28 protein-coding genes are annotated in these 25,195 nt (G+C 48.6%); 5 read left to right on the top strand and 23 right to left on the bottom strand.

Annotated features, from left to right (window positions below; genetic code table 11):
* Positions 1-6 precede the first annotated feature (6 nt).
* Both B212_RS0111050 and B212_RS0111045 read right to left on the bottom strand, forming a co-directional pair.
* Entirely contained in the window at positions 7-690 is a 684-nt protein-coding gene (locus B212_RS0111050; RefSeq protein WP_019910800.1) for a DUF1129 family protein, read from the bottom strand.
* A 4-nt stretch (positions 691-694) separates the two neighbouring features.
* Positions 695-1,024: a PadR family transcriptional regulator gene (locus B212_RS0111045; RefSeq protein ID WP_019910799.1), complete on the bottom strand. Its 330-nt coding sequence runs from the start codon at positions 1,022-1,024 to the stop codon at positions 695-697.
* Positions 1,025-1,248: 224 nt separating this feature from the next.
* Between B212_RS0111045 and B212_RS34990 the strand changes: the two genes are divergently transcribed.
* On the top strand, positions 1,249-1,416 hold the full coding sequence (locus tag B212_RS34990; protein WP_198015850.1) for a hypothetical protein: 168 nt from the start codon (positions 1,249-1,251) through the stop codon (positions 1,414-1,416).
* 135 nt (positions 1,417-1,551) lie between these two features.
* Here the strand turns inward: B212_RS34990 and B212_RS0111040 are convergent, their stop codons facing one another.
* On the bottom strand, positions 1,552-3,321 hold the full coding sequence (locus B212_RS0111040) for an ABC transporter substrate-binding protein (protein ID WP_019910798.1): 1,770 nt from the start codon (positions 3,319-3,321) through the stop codon (positions 1,552-1,554).
* A 161-nt stretch (positions 3,322-3,482) separates the two neighbouring features.
* Here B212_RS0111040 and B212_RS0111035 point away from each other — a divergent pair, with 161 nt between their 5' ends.
* Entirely contained in the window at positions 3,483-4,721 is a 1,239-nt protein-coding gene (locus tag B212_RS0111035) for an MDR family MFS transporter (protein WP_019910797.1), read from the top strand.
* 89 nt (positions 4,722-4,810) lie between these two features.
* Here B212_RS0111035 and B212_RS0111030 read toward each other — a convergent pair whose 3' ends face one another.
* Positions 4,811-5,620, bottom strand: coding sequence for an AAA family ATPase (locus B212_RS0111030; RefSeq protein WP_019910796.1), 810 nt, complete (start codon positions 5,618-5,620; stop codon positions 4,811-4,813).
* Positions 5,621-5,647: 27 nt separating this feature from the next.
* Positions 5,648-6,604, bottom strand: a complete 957-nt coding sequence (locus B212_RS0111025; RefSeq protein WP_019910794.1) for a WYL domain-containing protein — start codon at positions 6,602-6,604, stop codon at positions 5,648-5,650.
* A gap of 136 nt (positions 6,605-6,740) precedes the next feature.
* Here B212_RS0111025 and B212_RS0111020 point away from each other — a divergent pair, with 136 nt between their 5' ends.
* A complete protein-coding gene (locus B212_RS0111020) occupies positions 6,741-7,676 on the top strand; it encodes a Gfo/Idh/MocA family protein (RefSeq protein WP_019910793.1) in 936 nt (311 codons plus the stop codon).
* Positions 7,677-8,450: 774 nt separating this feature from the next.
* Here B212_RS0111020 and B212_RS0111010 read toward each other — a convergent pair.
* The 9 genes from B212_RS0111010 to B212_RS0110965 form a co-directional block, all read right to left on the bottom strand.
* Complete coding sequence (locus B212_RS0111010) at positions 8,451-8,726, bottom strand: serine hydrolase (protein ID WP_269637008.1); 276 nt, start codon at positions 8,724-8,726, stop codon at positions 8,451-8,453.
* Positions 8,727-8,872: 146 nt separating this feature from the next.
* Positions 8,873-9,631 (bottom strand): ABC transporter permease, encoded by a 759-nt coding sequence (locus B212_RS0111005; protein WP_019910790.1) that lies wholly within the window; start codon positions 9,629-9,631, stop codon positions 8,873-8,875.
* The gene (locus B212_RS0111000) at positions 9,628-10,383 is read right to left on the bottom strand and encodes an ABC transporter permease (RefSeq protein ID WP_019910789.1); all 756 of its coding nucleotides are present in this window, start codon (positions 10,381-10,383) and stop codon (positions 9,628-9,630) included. Before B212_RS0111000 ends, B212_RS0111005 begins: the two co-directional genes overlap by 4 nt.
* On the bottom strand, positions 10,380-11,102 hold the full coding sequence (locus tag B212_RS0110995) for an ABC transporter ATP-binding protein (RefSeq protein ID WP_442950102.1): 723 nt from the start codon (positions 11,100-11,102) through the stop codon (positions 10,380-10,382). The genes B212_RS0111000 and B212_RS0110995 overlap by 4 nt, the downstream gene beginning before the upstream one ends.
* A gap of 83 nt (positions 11,103-11,185) precedes the next feature.
* A complete protein-coding gene (locus B212_RS0110990) occupies positions 11,186-12,196 on the bottom strand; it encodes a sensor histidine kinase (RefSeq protein WP_028530744.1) in 1,011 nt (336 codons plus the stop codon).
* Entirely contained in the window at positions 12,193-12,870 is a 678-nt protein-coding gene (locus B212_RS0110985) for a response regulator transcription factor (protein WP_019910786.1), read from the bottom strand. Before B212_RS0110985 ends, B212_RS0110990 begins: the two co-directional genes overlap by 4 nt.
* Positions 12,871-13,699: 829 nt before the next feature.
* Positions 13,700-14,497, bottom strand: a complete 798-nt coding sequence (locus tag B212_RS0110975) for a DUF817 family protein (protein ID WP_019910783.1) — start codon at positions 14,495-14,497, stop codon at positions 13,700-13,702.
* A complete protein-coding gene (locus B212_RS0110970; protein WP_019910782.1) occupies positions 14,481-15,497 on the bottom strand; it encodes a hypothetical protein in 1,017 nt (338 codons plus the stop codon). The genes B212_RS0110975 and B212_RS0110970 overlap by 17 nt, the downstream gene beginning before the upstream one ends.
* Before the next feature lie 114 nt (positions 15,498-15,611).
* Entirely contained in the window at positions 15,612-16,121 is a 510-nt protein-coding gene (locus B212_RS0110965; RefSeq protein WP_019910781.1) for a GNAT family N-acetyltransferase, read from the bottom strand.
* Positions 16,122-16,293: 172 nt separating this feature from the next.
* Here B212_RS0110965 and xerS point away from each other — a divergent pair, with 172 nt between their 5' ends.
* Together xerS and B212_RS0110955 are read left to right on the top strand one after the other, a co-directional pair.
* Positions 16,294-17,376: a tyrosine recombinase XerS gene (gene xerS / locus B212_RS0110960; RefSeq protein WP_019910780.1), complete on the top strand. Its 1,083-nt coding sequence runs from the start codon at positions 16,294-16,296 to the stop codon at positions 17,374-17,376.
* A 31-nt stretch (positions 17,377-17,407) separates the two neighbouring features.
* The gene (locus tag B212_RS0110955) at positions 17,408-18,289 is read left to right on the top strand and encodes a pentapeptide repeat-containing protein (protein WP_028530742.1); all 882 of its coding nucleotides are present in this window, start codon (positions 17,408-17,410) and stop codon (positions 18,287-18,289) included.
* A gap of 172 nt (positions 18,290-18,461) precedes the next feature.
* Here the strand turns inward: B212_RS0110955 and mobB are convergent, their stop codons facing one another.
* The 9 genes from mobB to B212_RS0110910 form a co-directional block, all read right to left on the bottom strand.
* Complete coding sequence (mobB, locus tag B212_RS31245; protein WP_019910778.1) at positions 18,462-19,058, bottom strand: molybdopterin-guanine dinucleotide biosynthesis protein B; 597 nt, start codon at positions 19,056-19,058, stop codon at positions 18,462-18,464.
* Between the two features lie 203 nt (positions 19,059-19,261).
* The gene (locus tag B212_RS0110945; RefSeq protein ID WP_019910777.1) at positions 19,262-20,542 is read right to left on the bottom strand and encodes a molybdopterin molybdotransferase MoeA; all 1,281 of its coding nucleotides are present in this window, start codon (positions 20,540-20,542) and stop codon (positions 19,262-19,264) included.
* A 115-nt stretch (positions 20,543-20,657) separates the two neighbouring features.
* Positions 20,658-21,131 carry a DUF5680 domain-containing protein gene (locus B212_RS0110940; RefSeq protein WP_019910776.1) on the bottom strand — a complete coding sequence of 158 codons (474 nt, stop codon included), beginning with the start codon at positions 21,129-21,131 and terminating at the stop codon, positions 20,658-20,660.
* Positions 21,132-21,265: 134 nt separating this feature from the next.
* Positions 21,266-21,772, bottom strand: coding sequence for a DUF4178 domain-containing protein (locus B212_RS0110935; RefSeq protein WP_019910775.1), 507 nt, complete (start codon positions 21,770-21,772; stop codon positions 21,266-21,268).
* A gap of 15 nt (positions 21,773-21,787) precedes the next feature.
* Positions 21,788-22,201 (bottom strand): DUF350 domain-containing protein, encoded by a 414-nt coding sequence (locus B212_RS0110930; RefSeq protein ID WP_019910774.1) that lies wholly within the window; start codon positions 22,199-22,201, stop codon positions 21,788-21,790.
* A 126-nt stretch (positions 22,202-22,327) separates the two neighbouring features.
* The gene (locus B212_RS0110925) at positions 22,328-22,996 is read right to left on the bottom strand and encodes a PspA/IM30 family protein (RefSeq protein WP_019910771.1); all 669 of its coding nucleotides are present in this window, start codon (positions 22,994-22,996) and stop codon (positions 22,328-22,330) included.
* Positions 22,997-23,072: 76 nt separating this feature from the next.
* A complete protein-coding gene (locus tag B212_RS0110920; protein ID WP_019910770.1) occupies positions 23,073-23,405 on the bottom strand; it encodes a prenylated flavin chaperone LpdD in 333 nt (110 codons plus the stop codon).
* Positions 23,406-23,483: 78 nt separating this feature from the next.
* Positions 23,484-24,416, bottom strand: coding sequence for a dihydroorotate dehydrogenase (locus B212_RS0110915; protein WP_019910769.1), 933 nt, complete (start codon positions 24,414-24,416; stop codon positions 23,484-23,486).
* The gene (locus tag B212_RS0110910) at positions 24,409-25,113 is read right to left on the bottom strand and encodes a dihydroorotate dehydrogenase electron transfer subunit (RefSeq protein WP_019910768.1); all 705 of its coding nucleotides are present in this window, start codon (positions 25,111-25,113) and stop codon (positions 24,409-24,411) included. Before B212_RS0110910 ends, B212_RS0110915 begins: the two co-directional genes overlap by 8 nt.
* Positions 25,114-25,195: the final 82 nt, after the last annotated feature.

The raw sequence follows: 25,195 nt of genomic DNA, 5'->3' as shown, positions 1-25,195 counted from the left end.
TTGTGATTAGCTTTTACTTTTCAATAATAATGAAATTAGATAGAACCCTACGCCGATACCTACTAGAGCAATAGTCGGGATACTTGCCGCAGGTCCAAAATCCGGAGTCCAGACAATGACTGCTACGAATAAGCCAATATGCAGCATACACATCACCCACATTTGCAAGAACTCACGCCATATACTTGTCTTCGCCTTCCTGAAAGTCGATGCCTTGAGCCAATGCATCACGGCCAGGATGAATACATACAGAATTAGTACATCCACGATGAAAATGACGGTGGTTGAGCCTGCTGAGAATTCGGTGGTGCCGCTCCCCAAATCAAACAGATAGTACATTCCAGCCCCTAGTATTCCACTGAAGAAGTTGGTAACCGAGAGGAAAATCAGCGTCATGCGTGCAGCAAACAACATTCGCTTCTTCAGCTTCTCCCGTGGAATCTCCCCGATCAGCTCATCGCAATACGCTTTCGGATTCGCTCCAAATACTTGCTCCGCCGAACGCCCATCTTCCTGAGCCTCCATAACATGGTCCAGCAGCTCCAGCAGCAGCTCTTCTGTCTGCTGCTCCGATCTGCCCGAGCTTAACCGGATATAGAGCAGCATCTCTTCATAATATTCCCGGTTCTTGCCGGTCAGCTTGCTTCGTTTCTCCAGATTCCACTGAATCAGCTCTTGCGCAGTTGCCATTGCCTCATCCCTCTTCTCTCCTAATAATACGGTCTACCGGTTCCTTGACAGACGCCCACTGCTGCTTGAAATCCGCCAGCGCCGCCCGGCCTTGAGCCGTTAAGCTGTAATACTTCCGTTTTGGTCCCGATTCCGATTCCCGCATTTCTCCTGCAATCCAGTCCTCCTTCTGCAGACGCAGCAAAATGGGATAAATCGACCCTTCGCTGATGTCCGACAGACCAAACGCCTGCAGCTTCATCGACAGCTCATATCCATAGGTCGGCTCCTGCCCGATCACCGATAAGATGCATCCTTCCAAAATTCCTTTTAACAATTGACTGCGAAGCGACATTAGATCATCTACCTTGTATAACAATATAGTGAGGCAAGTGCAAGTAGAAACGGCTACGCCGTCCTTATAAGGACGGTATCACTACCTTGCATTACAAATTAGCTTGAGTTCAGTATAGCTTTTTCCAGAAATAATTCAAGTCTTTATGACAAAAATCTTCCTGCAGGAATCCTGCCTTCTCCCTGGGCATAGGATAGCGTATCAAAGGTGAAGGTGGGATCTGCATGTCTAAAAACAAGCGCGGCAAAGCACTATGGCGTACTCCGTCCCGGAGCAGGGGAACTTGCCCGATCTGCGGCAGCACGCGAATCAAGCTTTTGTATTTCGGTAAAAGCTCCTCTGGCGAGAAGCTCACCGTCTGTAAAAAATGCGATGGTAAGCAAGCCGTTTAACAAGGTTCATCCTGGGGCAATCAGCGCAAAAAAGGGAATGCCGCAAACCGCAGCACTCCCTTTTTTCGTATTAACGGCTTTCCTATACTTTTGGAGTACCGAGAGTATAGCAGACTGGATAGAATCAGCATACTCTCAGTGTGCGGGCTTGATCCATAGCTTGGAGATATCCAGGAAACCAAATGAGCCGGCATGCAGACCGAGCAGACTCTGGTTAAGCTGGGCTCTTTTGTTAACATGACAACCAAACAGCAGCCAGCATTGATCCCGGATGATGCCCTCCACTTGATCCAGCAGCTCAGCCCGGCCCTCTCCTGGCAATTGTGCAAAGTCCTCCAGTTCACGGTCCAGCATGGCGCTTTGCTCAGGCTCCAGATAGGCATGCAAATAATTGGCTTCATTCCTAAAATAATTAATCAATCCCCACTGCCAATCATCCTCCAGAATCTCCTCCGCCATGATCAGATCGGCTGAGCTGATGGAGTCATCTTCGTGGGATTGAATGTAGGTCTGCAGTTCAATATTCAGCCCGATCTCTGCTCCGCGCTGCTTAAGCCAGCCTGCTTCTTCCAGGTCTTTAAATATCGTGTATGCAAGAATGATGCGCTCTCCTTGATAACCACTGCTGGCCAGCAGCTCGCGCGCCATTTCCAATGAAGGCTCCTCCCAATCCCTAAGACTGCTCTTCCAAGGCAGGAAGCTGTCTGCCGGTGTAATGCGGTTGCCGCCCAGTTCCCTTACGAGCGCCACTTGATTGTACAGGATTCGTATTGCTTGCCGGAAAGCCAGCTCATGATGTACTCCCTTTTTACGAAAATTAACCAGCATGTACTTGCATCCCCAGGCCGGATAGTCAATGCTGTTCGTCCCGCAGCGATCCGCGGGGAGCTTCATCCGGTCTGCGCCCGGCAGCTCGTAATGACGTTCATTCGCGCCAGAGTCCGGCACAAACCAAATATCCACCCGGTCCAGATGCGGACGGATTCCGTAATACTGGTCAAATGCGCTGAGCACCAGCACATCTTCACTTAAATTACTGATACGGTAGGGCCCTGTCCCGATCAGTTCCGTACGGCTGTCCACATCATAGGGCAGAATACTCATATATATGCAACTGAACAAATGCAGGAAGAATAGATTCGGACGGCGCAGATAGAAGCGGATACAGTGCTCCCCCTCTACGCAAACCTGATCAATATCCTCGTAACTCCGGATAGCCGGGCTGTTCAGATCAAATAACCGCTGCACGGTTTCTTTTACATCCCGGGAAGTCATCACTCTGCCGTGATGGAACCGCACGCTTTTGCGCAAATAGAAAACCCACATTGTATGATCCTCGCTGCTTTCCCACGTGTGAGCCAGCCCCGGAAGAAAAGATTCGGTTGAGGCATCATAGGTGACCAGCGTGCTGCAAATTTGCCCCAGCAAATAGGCTTCAAACGCCGTAAAAATAAAAGCCGGGTCCAGCTTCTCTGGACGGCGTCCACGCATCATGCGCAGCACATCCTGTCCAGAGGCGGTCTCCGCTTCAGTATGAAAGCCCATTTGGATATTCAGCGAGCTGAGCAGCCGTTCCCTTAGTGTTTCGTTGGCTTCGGTGACACCAATCAGCTCAATGGCTTCCTTGATCTTGCCTTTTCCCATCAGCTCCTGAAAGCTGGCCTCAAGAGCCTCATCAATTCCCCTTAAAAAAGTCAATGCCGAAGTATGCCCTCTCCCCCGCCCCGGCTTCCACTGAATGAACCCGTTCTCTTCAAGCCTGCGCAAAATAAATTTCACATTACGGGGAGTACAGCACAGGGCGGCGGATAAGCGGTCAATCGTAACGGGAATAGGCTCCTGAATTCTAAAAGGATGATTAATCGCTCTTGCCAAATCTATATAATGTGCAGTGTTGGTATCCATTGCGGGTGCTCCTTTTTAAAGGTGAAATACATCGGATAATTCTTACACTTTTATTTCCCCCTTTTATCATTACAATTATACACAAGCCGTTTTTAATTTCATAGCAGCTTACATATGCAGTCCCACAAATTCAGCAGTCAGATTAGGAGAACCACAATCACATGAAACAGCATCTGCGGCAAATTCATCCTTTGGCCTGGACCATCATTATCGGCACGATGTTCGGGCGGTTAGTGACCTCAATGAGCATTCCTTTTTTATCCATTTATTTAACGCAAGTCCTTGGCGCTTCACATTCTCAGACTGGTCTAACTGTAGCTGTCAGCTCCTTGGCCGGTGTGCTGATCAGCTTCTACGGGGGATACATATCCGATATCTTTGGCCGCAAAATTGTCATGCTGGTCTCCGTGTTCGGCTGGGCCTGTGTATTCTTCGGCTTCTCGTCAGCCCAGCATCTTTGGGTGTTCTTCCTGGTCAATACACTGAACGGCCTATGCCGTGCTGTATTCGAACCAACCTCGCGCGCGCTGCTCTCGGATATAACGCCGCCCGACCATAAGCTGCTCGTGTTTAATCTGCGGTATGCGGCGGTGAACCTGGGTGTAGTCTTCGGTCCGATCATCGGCCTGCAGCTTGGTTCGGCCAAGTCAACCTTTCCGTTCCTGATTGCAGGAATCGTGTACATTGCTTACGGAGTTGTGCTGTTCATGCAGTTCTCCGCTCACCGCGCCAGCCTGCCCGTTCGTGCGAAAGCCCACGCTCCGCAATTGCGTGAAGCTCTGGCTACAACCGGACGCGACCGCGTCTTTCTCCCGGTACTGCTGGGAACGATCTTCTGTGTGCTGGGCTACGGGCATTTCAGCTCCACGCTGGCGCAATATTTGGCGGTGAACCCTCACTTCTCGAACGGGGGGCGGATTTTTTCCTACATGCTATCGCTTAACGCAGTCACAGTACTGGTCGTCCAGTACCCGATTGTCCGCACGGCCAGCAAATTTCCGCCGCTTGTTCCTTTGATTCTGGGGAATATTTGTGTAGCACTTAGCATGCTGCTGTTCGGGTTAAATGGAGGAGTGGCCCTGCTGATGTTCAGTGTTGTGCTGTTTACGATTGGCGAAGTGCTGCTCTTCACGATGATGGATATGCTGATCGACCGGATTGCCAAACCTGAATGGAAAGGCACTTATTTCGGCACAATCGGCTTCAATAACCTTGGCAATGTCATGGCTCCGATCCTTGGCGGTGTGCTGCTCGATCAGTTCGGCGCCAGCAATGGTCCGGCCGTGTTCGTGCCGCTCGCGCTTACGACTGCGCTTGGACTGCCGTTCCTCATTACCGCGCACCGAAGACTGAAGATACGGGAATCCGCAGAAGCAGCAATTACTTCACAAAGCGCTTAGCTCACGCGGCATATAGCATATGAATTAGAGCCGTAGACGAATGCGGCTCTTTTTATTAGTGGCTTCAGCCAATTGTGTCTGTCCTTTCCTCATTCAAACAATTGCTTATGCTTATTGAAAAACCGGTAAAAAAATTGTACATTGTCCAGCTCAAACCATTCTGCTGTTTGGAGAGGCTTGGCATCCAGATTATAAATCTTTGCATGTAACGTGCCTAAAACAAAGGGAGAATGAGTAGCAATAATAAATTGACTATCAAAATATCGTGCCAGCTCATTGATTTGTTCTGCCATTCTGATTTGATTGACAGGAGAAAGTGACGTTTCCGGCTCGTCCAATAAATACAATTGCCCAGGCAGCAGATATTCCTCAAAAAACTGCATGGACGTTTCTCCATTTGAGTATTTTTCCTGTGAAAATTGGATGTCCTCCAGCTTCTTCTTAAACGCATATGTAGACTCATATTCTGCCGCCTGAGCCTCGCTCATCCCGTTGTTAATCTGCTCATTGATGATTCCCTCACGCAGTACAGAAGATTGCTGTATCTTCTTGATCTCATATAAAATATCCTCAGATTTCATATATCGGCTTCCTTCTGGAAGCTGCCTGATTGCACACTCTCGCTCATCATGTCCAAGCTGATAGCTGCTCAAATCAAGGAACCGCTGAGCATAAACACTTTGCCCGTAGCTTGTCATTCTTTCAGCCCCGGAGATTCCCAGCTTATTGGAGATTACATTGAGTAAAGTGGATTTTCCGCTGCCGTTACTGCCATACAGTACCGTAATCCGGTCAAACAAAAGCACCTCTCCAGCCACATGCTTAAAAACATAATCAGGGTATATGTTGGGATTTCGATCCGTATAATCAGAAAGCTTAAAGCTTCTCAAGTAAATCATTGCCGCACTCCCCTTTCTTTTTTTGCTTCACAAGTAAACCTCCCGCAAGTGCCCAAGCCGCCCCTTAATATACTCTCTAAGCTCCGGGGGATGCAGAATTTCTGCTACATCCAGCAGCTTCATCGCCTGCTCGCAGGCAGATTCATAGCTGTGCAAGTTCACCGTCCAGTCGGTATGCTTATCCGTTTCCCGCATTTCGACAACCTCAAGCTTCTTAATGGGCTCCTGCCGGCCTTTGGCCGTCCGTACAACTGCAGCATAGAACTCTTCTTTCTTGCAGCTTTGCTTGAACGCCTCATTCCCCTCCAGCCAATATTCCTCCAGGGAGAAAGCTGCTGGAATCTCATATGCTCCCTCCGCAGGCATGACTGAAAGTATCCGCTCGCACTTAAAGGTACGCAGTTCTTCCGCCGCCTCGCAATATGCTGCCAGGTACCAGTCCCCTTGCTTCACAATCAGCCCATAGGGATGCAGAATTCGGGTGGTCAGATCCCCGCTCACCTTGCGGTATTTAATCTGAATTGCACGGCATCTCCAGACCGCAGAGCGAAGCTCCTCCAGACAGGGCAGCTCGGCACGTTCATTCCACCACGGCGTATCATCGTAATAGAACCGGGTTTTGGCCTTGCGGATATCCTCCTGATAGGCTGCGGGCAAGGTCTTTTCCAGCTTGAGCAGTGCATTCTTCAGCTTCAGGCCCGATTCGGTTTGACCGCCAAAAGGGATACCCATCCCCGTTAAATACAGGTTGATTACCTCTTCCCCGTGCAGCTTCTGGAGATTCAAGGTATAGCCCTCCATTAGAGATATCCCGCCCTTAGGCCCTGGTGTTGTCACCATAGGAATGCCGGATTCCGCCAGCACATCAATGTCCCTGTAAATGGAACGCACCGAGGTTTCAAGCGCCTCTGCCAGCTCGCTCGCCCTAATTCTCCCCCGGGATTCAATCAGTAACAGTATAGCAATCAAGCGGTGCAGCCTCATGAAAAGCCCTCAATTCTATCATTAGTAGTCATCATTAATTTTGAAAAAACATCTTCCGACACTTCATGATTCTCGCCACTCTGTTGTCAACAATTCCTGTGTATGATGAATGTATCAGAGAGAGGAGCTGCTGTAAATGAATATTGGCATATTGGGAACAGGCTTTGGGGCTTATCATGCAAGCCTATTTGCATCTATGGAGGAGGTCAACCGGATTGTTGTTTTTGGACGAAATGAAGCCAAGCTGCAGGAGCTGAAGGCGGATTTGGGAGTTGATATCACAACGTCCATAGATGAGGTGATAACGGATAGCTCGCTGGACCTGATCGACATCTGTCTGCCTTCCACCCTGCACAGCAAATACGCAGCCGAAGCGCTTAAGGCCGGGAAAAATGTATTTTGTGAAACTCCGGTTTGTCTGAACAGTGAGGATGCCCAGGCGATGCGGCAAGCGGAGAAAACCTACGGAAAACGTATATTTGTCAACCAATTCATCAAACTGGATCATGCTTATTCCTACCTGTACGAGGCGGTACATAGCGGGCAATATGGCAAGCTTCTCCGTGTATGTCTCAAAAGAGAAACCGCACCGTTATGGGGGGACCTCGGACTCAGTAAAATCGCTGCGAATCTCATGATTCACGATTTGGATTTTGTGACCTGGCTGCTGGGTAATCCCTCACTGTCTGCAGTCTGGGGAACAGGCGGCGGGAAAGACGGCCAAGCGCTGGTTGTTGCCGGTTTTAACACATCGGACGTGTCTGCCGAGATCATCGTCTCTTCACAAATGCCCGGGAATTACCCGTTCACCGTCGGCTATGAAGCTTATTTTGAGCAGGCCAAGCTGGTATTTGAGGAGAGCGATTATGCAGACGGCAGTATAGATGCCACGCTGTATGAATACGGGGCTTCCGGCAAACAAGAGATTACGCTGGATAAGCTCAACCCTTATGAAAAAAGCCTGCGCTACGCGCTCCAAACCTTCCACAGCGGCGGGGAGTCCATCATTTCACTGGAGCATGCGGCGAATGCCGCTGAAGCGGCTTTTGAGATTACCCGAAGATTAACTTGATTATGCATAGTCTGTTTACGAGCCGCGCACCTCCATCCTTTTTCCGGGTTATAGTGTCAAAGGATCGGATAAGGGATGGATTGGTTGTGTGGTTGCAGGGGAGCTGGATAGGTTTAGTTTTTCTATTGTGAATTTTTCATATGTTGAAATAAAATGAATAATGTGCAGATTTTTCTCGATTTTCATAGAGCAAATCGTAGCGAAGGTTACATATTAAATATTATGTTAACTTATGCTATTTAGTTAGCTGAATCTTTTAGGATTAAAGGTAGTTATTTGATTAAAATGGGCCTCCTTCATTTCACTGAATAAGAGGAGAAAGAAACCCGTGTCGGCGGATTCTCCGCCTACAGGCTGTCGATCCAGTCAGGTAAGTTATCTATGGATTTTGCCAACGGTTCTTCCATTTCGATTTAAACCTATGGTGCGGATGAACAACAAAATTTTGGCCGCACCGACGCCTAATGACAAAATACTCAATATTAAGGCCAAATGTCCAAGCCCCGGCAAAAACGATAAGACGACGCTCCATGGTGCAAATTGGCTCAGGACATATAAGACGGCAGCAGGCACCGCCAGAATCTTTTATTCCACCGGAACAGGTTGTATACCGACAAACCCAGTAAAATAACGGCCGCCGTGCCGGCAAGGTTGATGATCATGTGAGTTCTGATGACACCGTCCTCCCATTCCGTAGTAACCGCTGGTCGTCGGATCAGGGACAGCAGGCTTGTGCATTTGGGCGATATTGTCGGCGGTTGCCACCCTGGTTACCTAGAACCGATCTTTATTGATTTGCACGAGCAAATAATTCGACATATCCTCGGCTGTGGAGATCAGATAGGCGGAGGCAAGCATGGACGGGTTATCCGTCTGCTCCGTCGTCGTCATAAAACCAAATACAGACTGATAACCCGATGCCAATCCCTTTTTCTTCGCCTCCGCCGTAGAGGTAAAGCTGTTCTTCATACCCAGCGAGTCATAAACATGTTTCTGAATATAATCCGCATATGACACCCCGGTAACGGCCTGAATGATTTCGCCCAATATATTGAAGTTAATGAGAAATGTATAGGTTTTTTTTGATTTTCTAGCTCAAAAGTTCTTCGCTCGCGCTCTAATACATCGGTTTATATATATTCTTTTCCAGAGGGAAGATTTATTACCGTATTATGTGAAAATAATAAAACCTAAACTTAGGCATCTCGTTTACAGTAAAATACAATAGCTACTGTAATAAAGATCAGTGTCCATATCATTGAAATACCTGTCCCTTGCATTGGTGTAAGGACATTTATTTCATCTGAGAAAGGTGGCATATACATATAATATCCTGCCGTATCCGGAAAATAATTTTTAATACTAGGTAGAAAATCTCTAGACAATGGACTGACAATGAAATAATAACCCAGCAATACCACTAAAGCAGGAGTGGTTCGTCTTATTAAAGCACCTATAGCTGCACTGAGAAGTGTGGTTAATGTTAGATAGCCTGTTGCACTTATTAATGTTTCTATCATTGTGTCTATTTCTATCCTTTGTGCTGTGTCTCTCATCATAATAAAAGTATATACTACACCTGATGCAGCAATAATAAATGCCACGGGAACGGTTATAATTGCCAATGCCAAATGCTTCGTGGATAATTGAAACCCACGCCAAGGTATCGTAGTTAAAGTAGATCGAATCTGTCCACCCGTATACTCCGAACAAGTAGCTAAGATACCAAGAATAATAAACCCTGCTTGAAGATATCCCATAGACTCAAGTCCAATCTTCAATATGCTTTGCGTTCCTGCTGTCCCTTGTAGACCAGCAGAAGTAAAAGCTGCGGTTAAAACTAAATTAAGAATGAATGTACCCATAAGAGTGCGCCATATCAATGGTAATGTAACTAATTTATCCAGTTCAGCGCCAAGGATGTGTGTTTTCTTTCCACTAGATGAGACCCTCATGATGCAACGTCCCTCCTATGGAATACAATAGCCGCAAAAATGAAAAGAACGGCTATCCAGCCAAACATGATTAAACCGCCTGTGAACGGAGTATGAATTCTGTCGCTCATTATCATAAACATATCAGTGCCAGCCCGATCTGGTAAGTAAAACGCCAACTTTGTAACCTTAGAAAGCAGGACACTAAATGATACAACGGATGAATTGATCATGAGCACAGCAAGCGGGATCATGGCATTCCTTGTTAGGACAGTAAACCCTAATGCTAAAAGAGCAGTGAATATCCAGTAACAAACTGCACCGATAAGTCTGGACCATTCAATTGCTGGGGCATATTCACCAAGAATAAGATGCGTTGCCGACACAGTTGTTATAATAGCAACTATACAAAGCAGTATGCTGATTACTGTCACAGCGCCTACTTTTGCCAGCAAAACATGAAGCCGGGATGAAACAACAGTTAAACTGGTTGTAATCTGTTGTCCTCCAGCGGATCCAGATTCACTGCTCTCGGCCAAATATTCACTGCTGACAGCAAGCACACCAAGAATAATGACACCTTGCACACCAAGGCTTAATCCAATATAGCCAACTTCGGATAGCCGTGTGCTAACTCCAGCTATAATATCCTCTTTTTGTGCAATACAGTCCAAGGTAGCAATGAATGCCGGGGCAACTGCTCCAATCATGAAGGCCAGCCAAATGCTCGGCAGAGAGAACAATTTAGATAGTTCGGCTTGGAATGCCCTCATATAATATCACCTGCACGTTCAGAGGTCAGGGCAAAAAAGGCTTCCTCCAGTGTGAAATGGTTACCTATGACTTCTGCCAATGTTCCATCCGCCACGACTTTGCCGTGATGAATAATCACCACATCATCCACAGTCTCTGCAAGCTCCCCCATTAGATGACTGGATAGCAACACCGTATTACCGGACGCAGCACGTTCACGTAAAAATGTCCGGATCCAGCGAATTCCTTCCGGGTCGAGCCCGTTTACGGGTTCATCTAAAATCAATATTTCGGGATCCCCAAGCAGTGCAGCCGCCATTCCAAGCCTTTTGCCCATGCCGAGGGAGTAACTCCCAACTCTTTTACCAGCCGCATTAGTAAGACCTACAATCCCCAGTACTTCCTCGACACGTGAGCGGGACAATCCTGCGGCACGGGCCATCCAGCGCAAATGTGCCCGTCCTGTCCGCATCCGATGTGCTCCAGATCCATCAAGTGCGGCTCCTACGGTTGTTAGAGGATTATGTAATTCTGCGAAAGGCTTTCCATTAATTAGCGCACTCCCTGAGGTGGCACGATCTAATCCAAGCAGGATGCGGAGTGTAGAGCTCTTCCCTGCCCCATTCGGACCTAAAAAACCGGTTACTCTACCGGGTCTGGCTGTAAAACTGATCCCTGATAAGATTTCTTGATCTCCGCGACATTTGACTAAGTTATGAATGGTAAGCAACCATAACACTTCCTTTCTGTTATGGTTCTAAGTATAGAGAAGCAAAGTTACATCTCCACTATCCGCCTGTTTAATTCTTGGTTAACTTTAGGTTAATTTTGGCCAATGGCTACGCTTGTGCCATTTTCATTGAATGTAAATTCAGCTTTCAGCTTCATTTTATTCAGCATATAATTTGAAGCCGCTAAACCAATCCCCGCCCCGCGTTCATAAAAAGAGTTATCCATACCCGGACCTCTGTCTGCAACAATGATCAGTTCTTTTTTTAGATCAACCACAATGTTTGCATATTTCCCCTCTGCCGCATGGCGGAGAATATTCTGAAATAAATTATCCAGAACCCGTGTCAACCATTTAGGATCTGCTTCCCAATAAAAAGTTTTCTCTGCCGGTAAATCAACATCGATCTGAAACTCTTGTTCTTCAAATACAGGATACCACGCTGCAACAGATGCTCTTACTAAACGTCCAATATCTGTTGAAGCAGGCTCAAAAGGAAACTTCCCTGATGTAAGCAATGTATAGGAAAGTAAATCATCCATCAGCTCTCCGACTCTTGTAATCGTATGGTCCATCTCTGCTAGTGAGTGTTGTCCTTCTAAACTCATGGATTCTTTATTTAATCGGGTGGCATGTCCTCTCAAAATGGTAAGCGGCGTTCGTAAATCGTGAGATAAATTCGCAATGAGCCGATGCCGTAATAATTCTTCTTCGTATTCCCGCTTGCGGCTGTCTTCAAGCTGCTGAATCATCCAATTAAAAGAACTTCCTAACTGGTCTAATTCATCCATGCGGTCATTTTGAACAGATATGGGTTTAGGGAAGGAATGTTGTTTAGCTGAAAATGACATGATTTCCTGTAAGCGGGTAAGACGTTTGCGAAGCCTCAAGAAGAACAGCCAAGATATTACAACAAATGCAACCATAATAAAACTAAACAAAAGCAGTGTAAAGTAAAATAGATTTAACGTATTCAGATCTTCTTCATGGTTACCCTCAAACTCAAAAAACGTAGAGAAGAAGATAAGCACAATCGGAGGCAAAAAGATAAATAGAAAATGCACTTTTAGAAAACGGCGAAATAATGATCTGGTCTGTTTCATAGCTTCACCCGATAGCCTATTCCCTTCAACGTTTCAATAATCTCCGGGGAATCCGGGTTGCGTTCCAGCTTTTGACGCAGTCTACGGATATGCACCATTAGTGTTTTATCACCAGTGATATAGGCTTCATCCCAAATGGCTTCATAGATTTGCTCTTTGGCTAAAACCTGATTAGGGTGGCGTAAGAAGTACATTAAGATTTGATGTTGCTTCCCAGTCAAAATAATTTCTTCTCCTGTGCGTTTATCAAATACCATTTGGACTTCTGAATCAACTTCAATATGATTTCCTAATGAAATGCGTCCGGGATGTGTTACACCCCTTCGACGGATTAATACTTCTAATCTTGCAACTAATTCATCCGTGTGGAATGGCTTCGTTAAATAGTCATCAGCAAACTGTAAACCATCTACCTTATCATCTATCGATGTCCGGGCAGATAACAGCAAAATCGGAATAGCAGGGGCTGCCTTTTTTAATCGTTTACCCACAGTAAAACCGTCTAAACCAGGTAACATGATATCCAAAATAACGATTTCATGCTGATTTACTACTTTTTCCGCTCCTTCACCAGATAGCAGCCACTGAACTGAAAATCCTCGCTGTTCCAATTCTTCTTTTACCCAACTGCCTATTTTTTCATTATCTTCAATATATAATACGTTTCTTTTCAAATTACATCCCTCTCTCTGAATTGAGTTCACTATTAGACAAATTAACACAATCTAAAAACCAGTAGCACGTTGAATTCTAAACTCCATTTGATTGGTCTTGAATCTCTTATAGAACAAGAACTTCTCACATCGTACTGATTGAGCCGGTCGTTCTACACTCCCGAAAGAACATTACGGAAATCCGCGAGTTCTTTCGAGAACAGTATAGATGAAAGTAAGAAAATCCCATAGTATAAATATGGGAAATGAGAAATGTTGTATTTGACGTTGATATACTTTGACGATAAGAATCAGGTGTGAAAATCTTTTTTGCACCCGTTCTCGCCTTGTCACGAAGATGTTTTACTATAATAATACAAATAAGGAATTGAAGTGGGTCAATATGCAAGATATAGCCTGGTACACAGAAACCATGAACGTAGACACTTTTCACGAAGCATTCGAATGGGTAACAAGCAGTCCTTACAATGAAATTGGCCACCTTTACACCGGTTACAAGACAACGAACTGGATGCTGGCTCATGTTTTGCTATACGGGCTGATACGGAAGAATACGATTTCTCCACCCAGTTTTCATGTGCATACAGATTACGACTTTATTAGCAACGGGCTATTATTCAAAATCTGGGTAACCCCGCTGGCTGCAGACGCTAAAACCGAAACAAAGCCCGGAGGTACCCACCCTTAAACCGGGGATCTCCAGGCTTCTATTGATGCTCGGTAGATTAACATAATAATAGTTATGTCACCCTCCATGAAACCATCCTCTTCCTACTCTTAAAATTAGCAGTATCCTGCCCGTTCGCCTAATCCCGCTCGACCATGAATCCTACGTTTTCCGGCTAGCTTTTACATGTTTTAGCTGGGCAACAATAATAACGCTAATGATTACCAGCAGGAACCATGAGCTGATCTTACTGATGCTGACCAGATGCCAGGCGTGGTGCTGGTTAGGATATTTCCATGCATTAAAGAATGTAGCTATATTTTCAGCTAACCAGATGAAGAAGCCTACGATGAAAAAAGCCAGCGTCAAGGGCATCCGATAAGTAGTAGTCCGCACCCGATATATAATCCAAGTTCTCCAAAAAACAATGAGCACAAGCCCTGTCAGCAACCAACGGAAATCAGGAATGAAATGATGTGTGAAAAAGTTCAGATAGATGGCTCCCCCTAATAAACCCGCAGAAGTCAGCCCCGGCCAGCCGGTCATGTCCATCCTCAGTCTGCGCCATATTTGACACATAAAGCTTGCGACACTCGCATACATAAATCCGCTATAGAGCGGCACACCAAATAACTTCGTAAGTCCAGGCTCAGGGTATGACCATGATCCCATTCTGACCTTATAGATTTCCAGCAGCAGACCAATACCATGAAAGATACAGATTACTTTAATCTCATCGAGTGTTTCTAATCCGCTGCGGTACATAAGGTACTGCACTGCAAGCAGGATAATAAGAACGGCATCATAACGGTAAATAAATGGTAGCTTGATTAAGCTGGAAAGAGCCAAAGTCCCAAAAATCGCAACAGGAAAAATACAGCTCACCGCCTGATGATAGCCAAAATGCAGTAGCTGTACTAATGGTTTCAAGGTTGTTGTCGTGTTAATCAATATTGGCAACCTTCCATTCCCCCTGCTTATTGCGCAGCAAAGAAATGGTATTGCTTCTATCCGCCAGATAGCCTTCATCCGTCATAGATTGATAGGCAACGTTAAAATCCGCCCTCTGCGTGCCTTTGGCAGGGATTCCGGCATAAGTGATCTCATTGAAACGGTAAGCAACCCTATTGTCAAAATAAAAACCCAAATATTCCCCCGTTTCCGGTGAGTACATCGTTTTCATAAACTTTTGCTTATCTTGAGTGGCAATGGCTTCCAGACAGTTCATTACCTCCTGCAGCATCTGCTTGTTCTCTTTGCCCTTTCCGACATCCGGCTTCTGAACAAAAACTCCGGCAACTAGCGGTGGCTGCTTCTTCATGTATTGAACTTCCCTCAGCATATCGACAAACAGCGGCAATAGCTTTTCCCTCTGCTCAGCAGTGGTCCGGATTTGCGCGTGGTACTCTTGTCCCTTTGCTGTAAAAAGGAACACGTCCACCCTGCCATCGTTCTCTGAGTAGCTGCCCTGATATTCCTTGTACTGAAGCAATGCGGTTTTGCTCCCGTCTGAATCTGTCTTATCCACTTTTGGTTCGGCTGTATTCTCATTGCTTACTGGTTTAAAAACAATCCAGTTTTGCTTATCCGGAGTTCCCCAGGCGGTTCTGGCATTCTGCTCAAAACGAATCATCTGCTCCGGCATAAACAACGCCAGCGGCTGATGTTGATCCGCAGAATAATTCGCCTGCAGCTCCGTTCCTCCCGTCAAATACGCCCGTCCTGAACCGTCGTATTCAGGTACTCCGCCTGCAAACAACGATACCGGTTGTGCGGAAGGGCGTGGAGTCACCTCAACAATAGCTGGAGTGAGTACAGCCGATGAAGAGACAACCGCCTCTGCAGTTGGACGGGCTGACGCGTCTGTGTTCTTGGAATCTGCACCATTAGTGCAGCCTGAAGCAAGTACTGCCAGTGCGGATAGACAACCAATCCAGACTATTTTTTGAATGCCCAGCATGTAGAATCACCTCAACTAACAGACGCTGGAAATCCTTACAAGTTGCGCCCGGTAGATCATATTTTCTTTTTTACGAAGGATTCTGTCTTGTCCATTCCGCTTCTGACAGGCTTTTTACTTATTAACCCTATTAATGCTTAATGTGCTGAAGTACTGACTGGGATTTCCCTGCTTGGGATTGAAGCGTTCCTGGAACGCCCCGCCAGTGTAATCGCCAATCACCCGGTGCCAGAAAGTGCGTGCAGGTGTATTGGCCCGGATCTGCGACACCTTCCAATCACCGGGAAACATATCGAATAGCCGGTGTGCAGCCCACGTGCCTACTCCGCTGCGGCGGTATTTTTGCATCACAAAAAACTCTGTCATATAGAACTGTCCCTCCGGGCTGCGCAGCAGACGGTCCACCAGCGCGAATCCGGCGATATTGTCGTCCACGGTAAATAGATAGGCAAATTTATTGGTACCGCTGTTCCAGTAAGCCTCAAGTCCGGGATAGGACGGAAAAGCGCCGTCCCGGTCCACCTCAAGCTCCAGGTAACGGGTAAAGTCATATAAATAAAACTGCATCAGCCTGCTGATGGTATGGCGCTGCTCTTTGGGAACCAGCTCAATTCCAAGTTCCATAGGTCACCTCTATGATTCACTTTTTATTACACATTCTATATCTTTGTCACCACAGGAGCAAGGCAAGCCCCCCGAGGCTACTTCGAAATCCGGCCAAGATTCACAAAACATGGTAAAATGGAAAGAGAACTCCGCAAGTAAACAGCAATCCAAAAGGCAGGTGAGCAACACATTGAGCATCCAAAAAATGAATGACCGCATACATCTCGATCAAAGAGTGCTGCATATGCCATGGTTTGTACAGCAGTTCATCGACTATAAACGTCCGGATCTGTCGCCCTCTACTCTGTTGGAATACATTCGGGATTACGAATCATTCTTTGGCTGGCTGCGGGCAGAGGGGCTCTCTCAAGCTGCAAGTCTCTCCGAAATAACCTTGCTTGATCTGGAGACGCTCCACATGGACAGTATTGTCGGATTCCGCCTGCATTTGACTACCCGTGCCGAGGGCACGAATTCCAAAGTTACTGTGTCGCGCAAGCTGTCTGCGCTCCGTTCTCTCTTCCACTATTTAAGTCAAATCGCCGAAGACGAGAACTTCTATCCTTTGCTGAAACGCAATGTCATGGCCAAGGTGGAGATCAAACGCATTCACAAGCCGAAGGACACTGCCGCCAAGCTCAAAGGCAAAATACTGGAGGAAGACGAGCTGCTGGAGTTCATTGGCTATATTTATGAAGGCTATGGGCGCGACGTTGAAGCCAACAAGCAGGCCTATTACTCCTTTCAGCTCAATCGTGAGCGCGATGCCTGTATCGCCAGCCTCATTCTCAATTCCGGCCTCCGCGTCTCTGAAGTCGTCAATCTGAACGTGGATGATCTGGATGTGAACAACAAGCTGCTGTACGTCTACCGCAAAGGTAATAACGATGAAACGTTCAAAACTCCGGTCTACTTCCGTGAACAGGCCAAAGATGACCTCTCGCTCTATCTGGGGCTGCGGCAGTCCCGCTACAAAACGCCCAAACGGGAAAAAGCTCTGTTCATCGCGCTGCCGAACGGCACTCAGGAAGGCAAACGGATGACCAAACGGGCGATTCAGGAAATGATCATCAAATACGCCAAGCGGTTCGGCAAGCCTTATCTGACTGTACATAAGCTGCGCCATTCGTTTGCCACGGATTATTATCTGCAAAATGATATTTATAAAACGAAGGAACAGCTCGGACACGCCTCAACGGAAACGACTGAGGTCTACGCCCACCTTACGGACAAAACGATGTCCGAGGCGATTGAACGGCGTCTGGAGAACTGATTCCCCATCTGGAAGGAGTCCATTGCCTCAAATGCCTCAACAACCTCACCAACATGAACTTCTATCTTCGTCACCGGATCTTAGCCACACCGCTCTGCAGTCAAGCTGTGAGGAGTGCTTCGGCCTATGCTGCGCCGCATTGCCTTTTGCTGCTTCATCGGATTTTGCCATTCATAAAAACGCCGGACAGCCTTGTCCCAATCTGCGGTCTGATTTCCGCTGCGGCATCCACACGGAGCTAAGGTCCAAAGGATTCCGGGGTTGCACCGTCTACGAATGCTTCGGAGCCGGTCCCAAGGTCTCTCATGTGACCTTTGGCGGGCAAGACTGGCGTCAGGCTCCGCATACCGCTTCACAAATGTTCGAGGTCTTCCCGGTTATGCGCCATCTTCATGAGCTGCTAAGATATCTGACCGAAGCTCTATCCCTTCAGTCTGCGGCAACGATTCACAGCCAGCTCCGCTCACTACTAGAGGAGACTGAACGGCTGACCCTGCTGCCGCCTGAAGCGCTGCTGCAGGTGGACGTGCCGGCACACCGGGGAGAGATTAATGAGCTGCTTCTGCGGACCAGCGAGCTTGCACGTGAGGCCGCGCGGCGTCAGCTCAAAAATGCTCCCAAACGCCCCAAGAACTATGGACGGGGAGCAGATCTGATCGGAGCCAAGCTCAAAAAAGCCGATTTACGCTGTGTCAGCCTGCGCGGCGCCTATCTGATTGCGGCGGATCTCAGCGGGGCTGACCTGAGGGAAGCGGATCTCATCGGAGCGGATTTCCGCGATACGAATTTATGCGGCGCCGACCTTACAGACACTCTCTTTCTGACCCAATCGCAGCTCAATGCGGCGAAGGGCGATGCTTCAACTAAGCTTCCAGCCGCATTGACATACCCTGCGCACTGGACCGGCTTGTAAATTTGCTTTCTCAATTAGTATTGGCTTGCTTCCTGCATACATGCCAGGACAGTAGAACAGCGGCCCATCTCCTTCATTGGGAGAATGGGCCGCTGTTCTTTGTGACAAAGCTTTTAGGAAACGTATTGTTAGAGGTTCGGGGTAGCTTTTTGGATTTTCTATTGTGAATTTTTCATATGTTGAAATTTTGAAAGAAATGGCGTTGCTGCCACAAAAATTCGGCAATTCCCACGCTGTCGTTAACGCTGAATTGGCTGATATGCGGCGTCTGCGGGAGCGAGGCGGCATCCGCTGCCGTGCTCCAGAACGCAATTGCCGACAAATTGCTCACCTCGTTCAGCAGTGAGACATCCGCTTCACGGCGGATCAGTCCGATCTTGGGATACGGTTCCTGCTTGAAGCCCTCCACAAGCACATAATCGTAATCTGCAAAAGCGGCAATCAGCTCAGCCAGGCTGCTGGCGCGTTCCTCAATTGTTGCAGTACGCTTACCGCTTGTAATAGCCACTGCCGAAGCTCCGGCCTGCCGCTGCTTCCAGGTATCCGTTCCCTCATGATCCATATCAAAATCGTGGCCGTCATGCTTGATCACAGCAACCGTACAGCCCTTCCTCCGCAAAAGCGGAATCAGCCCGCAGATCAGCGTAGTTTTGCCGCTGTTCTTGTAGCCGACAATCTGGCACACGGCGGGCGAAGCAGTATCGCCTTCTGTTGGCTGCAGGCTCACGGGTTGGGCAGCAAAGCCTGCTGTAGAATTCATCGCTTGCATCGAACATCTATCCACGTTGCTTCGGGCAATACGGTGAACCACTCTGCTTCCACTGTTCTCGCTACCTGAAATAACGCGGCCTCTCCCCACGCTGATTCTAACGTCTCCAGTGTTTAATGTCTTCAAGCTGCTCTTTATAGGCTCTTGCCTCCGCCGCCTCATTCCCGGCTTCTCCACCTTTCACTTGATCCGGTTCCGTCTGTTCAGCCGCGAATGTCGCCGGGCAGCTTCAGCAACTTCACCCGGGCCCCTGCCTTCAACCCCCGTTCTTCCGGGGGAACGATTACCAGGCAATCGCTGTCCTTGATCGTAACCATTACTGAAGATTCATCAATGACGGCCGGATAAGCGTATATTTGCCCTTCTTGAATCTCCAGACGGGAACGGACAAACCGGGTATAGTTGTTCACTTTGGCATAATCCGCTCCAAGCACCGCCGTCCATTCCGGCAGGAAGGGCTTCCCGGCTCCCTGCATTCCCCCGATAACGGGCCGGGCGAACAAGTGAAAGCCGACAAAGCAGGCTCCCGGGTTGCCTGACAAGGCCAGCAGCAGCTTGCCGCTGCGTACAGCAGCGGTTGTCACGCTTCCCGGGCGCATCGTTACTTTGTTGAACAGCATGTCTCCGCTGTTCTCGCGGACCAGATCCCCCATAATATCATAATCTCCAACGGATACACCGCCAGTGGTAATCACCAGATCATAGCACTCCAGCGCCAGTTGCACCTTGCTCCGCGCCAGCTCAATATCGTCAACGATTGCACCGAGCATGACCGGCTCCGCGCCGCTTTCCCGTACCAGTGCTTCCAGCATGGGAGAGTTGCTGTTGCGGATTTTGCCGGGAGCTAACGGTTCATGCACCTCCAGCAGCTCGGTCCCGGTTGCAAAAATCCCCACTCTAGGTCTGCGCCGCACCTTCACAACAGGCATGCCAAAGGCGGCCAGAACAGCAATATCCCCCGCCGTTATGATCTTTCCGGCCGGCAGCACAAGCTCCCCCTGCTTCAATTCAAAGCCGCTCAGAGTAATATTACACCCGGCCTCCTGCATTTTGCGGATTCCCACTTGAGTTATGCCCCCGGCTTCCCTGCTCTCCGTTGCTTCAAGCATAACAACGGTGTCTGCACCCGCCGGCACCTGAGCCCCGGTCATAATCCGCGCAGCCGTCCCGCTCCGGATATCGGCACTAGGCACCGCCCCGCATGGGATGTCGTCCACGACGTCCAGCCAGATTGGACCATCTTCCCCGATTTTCTCTGTATCTGCCGCGATGAGCGCATACCCGTCCATCCCCGAGCGGTTAAACGCCGGAAACGGATGAGGTGCATACACTGGCTCGGCCAAATAACGACCGGTACTGTCATTGAGCGGTACCTCTTCCATTTCCATCAGTTGCGCATACTTCATAACCCGTGACTGGGCTTCTTCAACGTGAAGTGCTTTTCGGCGAAATCTAGCATCCATTGCTTCTTCTTTGCTGTTCATATGTCAACCTACCTCTTCTGTCTCGTATCCCGTTATAAAGCCGCGTCAATCATGGAGAACCGGAAAGTCATATTTCAATTACTGAATTCAACGGGCAGTTCTTAATATTGTACCATCAGCAGATCAATCCACCGCAATATTGCAGTGAATAGATCTCCGTCCCCTGCCGTAATATCTTCTCTTTCCCCGAGAAACGCTCCATATCCCCCTCATTTACGTCAAAATATTGATACACTCCTGCACTGAAGGTGTGCGGGCCTCTGTATGGATGATCTTCCGCTACCCGGCGCATCGCCTGTCTCAAAAAAGCATATGTATCCTTAACCTCATCAAGGCTCAGTTCCTTTAGTGTTCCCCCACCGTATGTCATTGACCAGATGGGCTGTCCATGGAAGTATATCGTTTCCTGTCCGGCAAAATAGGCCATCCCCACATATACATCCCGGTAGAAATAATCTCCTTCCACGTATTCCAATTGCCGGTATCCTTCAAGCAATGGCGGAACCGAAGCCTCGTCACCTTGAGCGGCATACGTCGCATTTTTAGCCTTCAGCAAAAATTCCACAAGTGGTTTCTTCTCTATTTCCATTCTATTTCACTCCCTTCTGCCATTATGTTCTCATCTTAGCACAAGGAACACACGTTCTCAATTCATACAATAAAAAAGAAACGGCCGATTCGTCCTCTACATGGACCATACAGCCGTTTCGGTAAGTAACCCTCTTAATTCGCCCGGATCACCCTTACATCACCCGGGATGACTTTTTCACCTTCGTACAGCATAAAGCGGCCGTTCTGCCACTCCACGCGCAGCAGCCGGGAATCATCGGACTGGTACTGCCAGACATGCTGCTGTCCGCCGTTCATATAAGGAGTCTGACCCTTCACTTCGGAGTATCCCTCGTATTCTTCCTCCAAATAGTAGGTGTAATCATCCAGTTCCAGAGTTGCCGGGACCTCAGCGGGATTATCCAATCGCCCGTCAATCGGCTGGTACAGCCCGTATTGCAGTTGCTCCCGCTCCTCAATATGCAGATAGGCAATACGGCTGCCGTCACGCAAGGTCAACACCACGGCATTGCGGCCACTGGTCTGGGTCCGGCCCGTTACCTCGTAGGTAACCAGCGAGATCTCGCAGATGTCACCCGGAGACAGGTTCAGCATGCTTTTCGGTGCGGGCGGAGCCTCCGGCTTCGAGAATAGATTACCAATACGCTTCCATATACTCAAACTCCATCATTCCTTTTACAGGTTTAGTATAAATGCCGCTATAATCAAGGCCCCGGTCAAATGCAGCGAGCCTGCCAGCAGCCCATAGCCTATTTTGCCCAATTGGGTGCCATAGTCAAGATCGAGCTTGCCCCAGCGGCTCAGCAGCATTTCGACTGTTTTTTCCAGAGAGAATAAAAGAATAAAGGAGACTATGGAGATTACAATTGCATCTCCCAAACTGTTCGAAGCGGCAATGGAGGACGATAAGATGCAGCCTTGTGCCAAAAGCTTCAGCACGAATCTGGTAGTAACCGCCATATTGCCTGCCTTGAGCTCCTCTACATCGTTGTAACGGGTAAACAGCGAATCCACGAACATCAGCACACACAGCAGTACTGCGCCGCACACCGTCCATACCACCATTGACGCCAGAGTATGGAAATCCATTGCTTTAGCCCCCGATTGTCAGTTTGCCTGCCCTCCCCGGGCAGCATAGAGAAGGCGAAGGAGAAACCGCTCTTTCTCTCCTTCGCCTGTGAACATCAGCTTTGCTTCCGGCTTATGCCGGGTATGTCATTGTTTGTCGTATTGCTTCATCAGCGCGGCCAGCTCATCTTCCACAGCCTGATCCTTGCCCAGCTTCTCGAATTCGTCATCCAGCGATCTGTTGCCGGAGCTCATCTCGTTGCTGGCTTCAGCCTGAGCTTCAGCCTGCAGCATCTTCTCTTCCATCCGCTTGAGACCCGCAGAAGCCGAATCGGAGCTGAATCCGCTCATCGCTTTGTTGATTTCCGTTTGCGCCTTGGCCGCATTATAGCGCGCAACCAACGTTTCGCGTTTATTCTTCATTTCTGTAAGCTGTTTGCGCATTTCTTCAAGCTTGTCGCGCAGGTTGTCTGCCGATGCCTTATTCTGATCGAAGCTGACCTTGTATTCTGCAAGCTTGGCTTCAGCGGCCTTCTTCTCTTCCAGTGCGCGGCGGGCCAGATCCACATTGCCGGCTTGGGCAGCGGTGTGCGCCTGCTGGTTGCGTTTGTTCACCAGCGCTTCCTGCTCTTCATAGAGCTGCTTGAATTTCTTCTCGATGGCGATCTGGGCGGCTACCGCTTTCTCGGCATCCTCCAGATCCTCGGTCATATCCCGGATGTATTGATCCGTCATTTTCACAGGATCTTCCGCTTTATCAATAATCGCATTCACATTGGACATCGTCAGATCACGCAATCTTTTAAATATAGACATGGTTCATTCCTCCAAAATTAAGTTAAATGCTTATTTGTTATCTATTACGCAGGAAGATTCATTAACGTTTCAAATTTTACCAAGATAAATATTGATCTATTTTGCGGTTCACGGTTTCCACAACCTGCGCTATGCCCTCTTTGCTCAAATTGTCATAGTGAATGCCCATCACTACCGTAACTGTTCTGTTCAGTACAGCAGCCGCTTTGAGCGCAGCGGATTCGCTGATCGTGTGCTCCTTGTGATGGGGGACTGCCGAAGTGGATACCTTGGCTACGCCATCTTCTAGATAAGCCGTGCTGGCAGCGCCAATATGGCGGACGCCTCCGGTAATGAGCAGCAGCAGATCACGGCCAACCTCCACAGCAGTCAGCTCAATATCGTCCGGATGAAACGCTGGTGCAGTCATGCAGAATCTCCCCTTTCCCATGATATGAACCTTGGATAGATAAAGACATCTTAAGGTGGAGGAATTAATTGGATTATCTTATATGATGCCGCGGATTTCGTCCAGCGATGAAATATTCTCCTCAATCATGAATTGCTGCAATTCATCGACAAGCGTACTGCCTGCCCGCAGATTCATGAAGTTATAGGTTCCCACCTGAATGACCGTTGCCCCGGCCATGATGAATTCAATGATATCTGTAGCTGAAGTGATTCCGCCCATGCCGATGACCGGAATGGATACCCGCTTCGCCACCTGATGCACCATACGCAGCGCTACCGGCTTGATCGCAGGACCGGACAATCCGGCATATAAGTTATTGAACACACTGCGGCGGCGGCGGACATCTATCTTCATCCCGGAGATCGTATTGATCAGTGAGACGGCATCTGCCCCCTCCTCCTGGCACATCTCGGCCATTTCAGCGATGTCTTCGGCGTTCGGGGACAGCTTCACAGCCAGCGGCAGCCGGGTAGCAGCTCTTACCGCACGTACAACCTCCTGCGCTGCCGGAGTCTTGACTCCAAAGGCGATACCGCCTTCTTTGACATTGGGGCAGGAAATGTTCAGTTCAATCATATCTACAGCAGGCTTGCCGGCAGCGCTGCGGGCATCGGCATCACGCTGGATCAGCTCGGCGCCAAGCACATAATCCGGCAGCGTGTTGCCGCCAAGATTTACAATACGCGCGGTATCCAGAGTCTCCCAGTAAGGAAGCTCCTTGGCCAGAAATGCTTCCACCCCCGGATTCTCAAGGCCCACGCTGTTCAGCATGCCGGACGCCGTCTCATATACGCGAATTCCGGGATTTCCCGCTTTGGCGTTGAGCGTAAGCCCTTTGCCGGAGATGCCCCCCAGGAGCGACACATCATACAGCTTGCCATATTCCCGGCCGAAGCCAAAGGTACCTGAAGCCATAACAACCGGGTTCTTAAAATGAACACCTGCAATATTTGCTGTCATATTAATCATGGAAGACCACCTCTTCCGCCAGGAATACCGGACCGTCGGCACAAGCCTTGCGCTGTCCGTCACGACAGGAAACGCTGCAGACGAGACAAGCGCCGATTCCGCATGCCATGCGGTTCTCAAGCGACAAGTACACATTAGGTCTCTTGCCGGCAGCTTCAGCGGCGATGCTTTTTTGCTGTGCGGCTTTCAGCATCGGCTGCGGACCGCAGACGAAAATATGATCGTAGCTGGTGAAGTCGACACTGTCCAGCACCAGACCGCCGACGTTCACCGTCAATTCGGCAGCCAGAGGACGGAATGCCTCCACACGGAAGGGTTCACGGCTGAAGCCCAGGTAAATGTCGCTTTGCGGAAGCTCCTGCGCAGAGTAATACAGCGGAGCAATTCCGATCCCTCCACCTATTAAGGCTACCTTTCCTTCCACAGCAGGAAATCCGTTACCGAACGGACCTTCAAGTTCAAGCGCGGCCCCAGGCTCAAGCTCTGCCAGAATCTTCGTGCCTTCACCTACCACATGATAAAGAAATTCGACACCATTGTCATTTACTTGATGTATGCTAAGCGGTCTGGACAGCAATGGATAGGCTCCCCATGCCCGCAGCATGTAGAATTGCCCCATTGTACCGCCGTAATTCCCTTCAACCCGAAGGTGATACACTCCATCTGTCAGCCGCTCGTTACTAATCACCGTCGCCACGTTATCAAGCTCCTTCAAATTTTATCTTATTAACCATGCCTTAGAAGGGGCTTAAAATCTGTGACTTAGTTCACATTCTCAG

Origin of the sequence: Paenibacillus sp. HW567 (genome assembly GCF_000374185.1) — a bacterium.
Lineage (GTDB): Bacteria > Bacillota > Bacilli > Paenibacillales > Paenibacillaceae > Paenibacillus_AQ.
This window is presented reverse-complemented; position numbering and strand designations above follow the sequence as displayed.

Excerpts from the sequence above, each read along its gene's own strand:
- B212_RS0110930 (WP_019910774.1), bottom strand. The coding sequence starts at position 22,201 with ATGGATTTCCATACTCTGGCGTCAATGGTGGTATGGACGGTGTGCGGC.
- B212_RS0111020 (WP_019910793.1), top strand. The coding sequence starts at position 6,741 with ATGAATATTGGCATATTGGGAACAGGCTTTGGGGCTTATCATGCAAGC.
- B212_RS0111030 (WP_019910796.1), bottom strand. The coding sequence starts at position 5,620 with ATGATTTACTTGAGAAGCTTTAAGCTTTCTGATTATACGGATCGAAAT.
- B212_RS0110940 (WP_019910776.1), bottom strand. The coding sequence starts at position 21,131 with ATGGAAATAGAGAAGAAACCACTTGTGGAATTTTTGCTGAAGGCTAAA.
- B212_RS0110925 (WP_019910771.1), bottom strand. The coding sequence starts at position 22,996 with ATGTCTATATTTAAAAGATTGCGTGATCTGACGATGTCCAATGTGAAT.
- B212_RS0110965 (WP_019910781.1), bottom strand. The coding sequence starts at position 16,121 with ATGGAACTTGGAATTGAGCTGGTTCCCAAAGAGCAGCGCCATACCATC.
- B212_RS0111005 (WP_019910790.1), bottom strand. The coding sequence starts at position 9,631 with ATGAGGGTCTCATCTAGTGGAAAGAAAACACACATCCTTGGCGCTGAA.
- B212_RS0111050 (WP_019910800.1), bottom strand. The coding sequence starts at position 690 with ATGGCAACTGCGCAAGAGCTGATTCAGTGGAATCTGGAGAAACGAAGC.
- mobB (WP_019910778.1), bottom strand. The coding sequence starts at position 19,058 with ATGCAAGCGATGAATTCTACAGCAGGCTTTGCTGCCCAACCCGTGAGC.
- B212_RS0111000 (WP_019910789.1), bottom strand. The coding sequence starts at position 10,383 with ATGAGGGCATTCCAAGCCGAACTATCTAAATTGTTCTCTCTGCCGAGC.
- B212_RS0110955 (WP_028530742.1), top strand. The coding sequence starts at position 17,408 with ATGCCTCAACAACCTCACCAACATGAACTTCTATCTTCGTCACCGGAT.
- B212_RS0111045 (WP_019910799.1), bottom strand. The coding sequence starts at position 1,024 with ATGTCGCTTCGCAGTCAATTGTTAAAAGGAATTTTGGAAGGATGCATC.
- B212_RS0110920 (WP_019910770.1), bottom strand. The coding sequence starts at position 23,405 with ATGACTGCACCAGCGTTTCATCCGGACGATATTGAGCTGACTGCTGTG.
- B212_RS0111035 (WP_019910797.1), top strand. The coding sequence starts at position 3,483 with ATGAAACAGCATCTGCGGCAAATTCATCCTTTGGCCTGGACCATCATT.
- B212_RS0110915 (WP_019910769.1), bottom strand. The coding sequence starts at position 24,416 with ATGATTAATATGACAGCAAATATTGCAGGTGTTCATTTTAAGAACCCG.
- B212_RS34990 (WP_198015850.1), top strand. The coding sequence starts at position 1,249 with ATGTCTAAAAACAAGCGCGGCAAAGCACTATGGCGTACTCCGTCCCGG.
- B212_RS0111025 (WP_019910794.1), bottom strand. The coding sequence starts at position 6,604 with ATGAGGCTGCACCGCTTGATTGCTATACTGTTACTGATTGAATCCCGG.
- B212_RS0110970 (WP_019910782.1), bottom strand. The coding sequence starts at position 15,497 with ATGCTGGGCATTCAAAAAATAGTCTGGATTGGTTGTCTATCCGCACTG.
- B212_RS0110945 (WP_019910777.1), bottom strand. The coding sequence starts at position 20,542 with ATGAACAGCAAAGAAGAAGCAATGGATGCTAGATTTCGCCGAAAAGCA.
- B212_RS0111040 (WP_019910798.1), bottom strand. The coding sequence starts at position 3,321 with ATGGATACCAACACTGCACATTATATAGATTTGGCAAGAGCGATTAAT.
- B212_RS0110990 (WP_028530744.1), bottom strand. The coding sequence starts at position 12,196 with ATGAAACAGACCAGATCATTATTTCGCCGTTTTCTAAAAGTGCATTTT.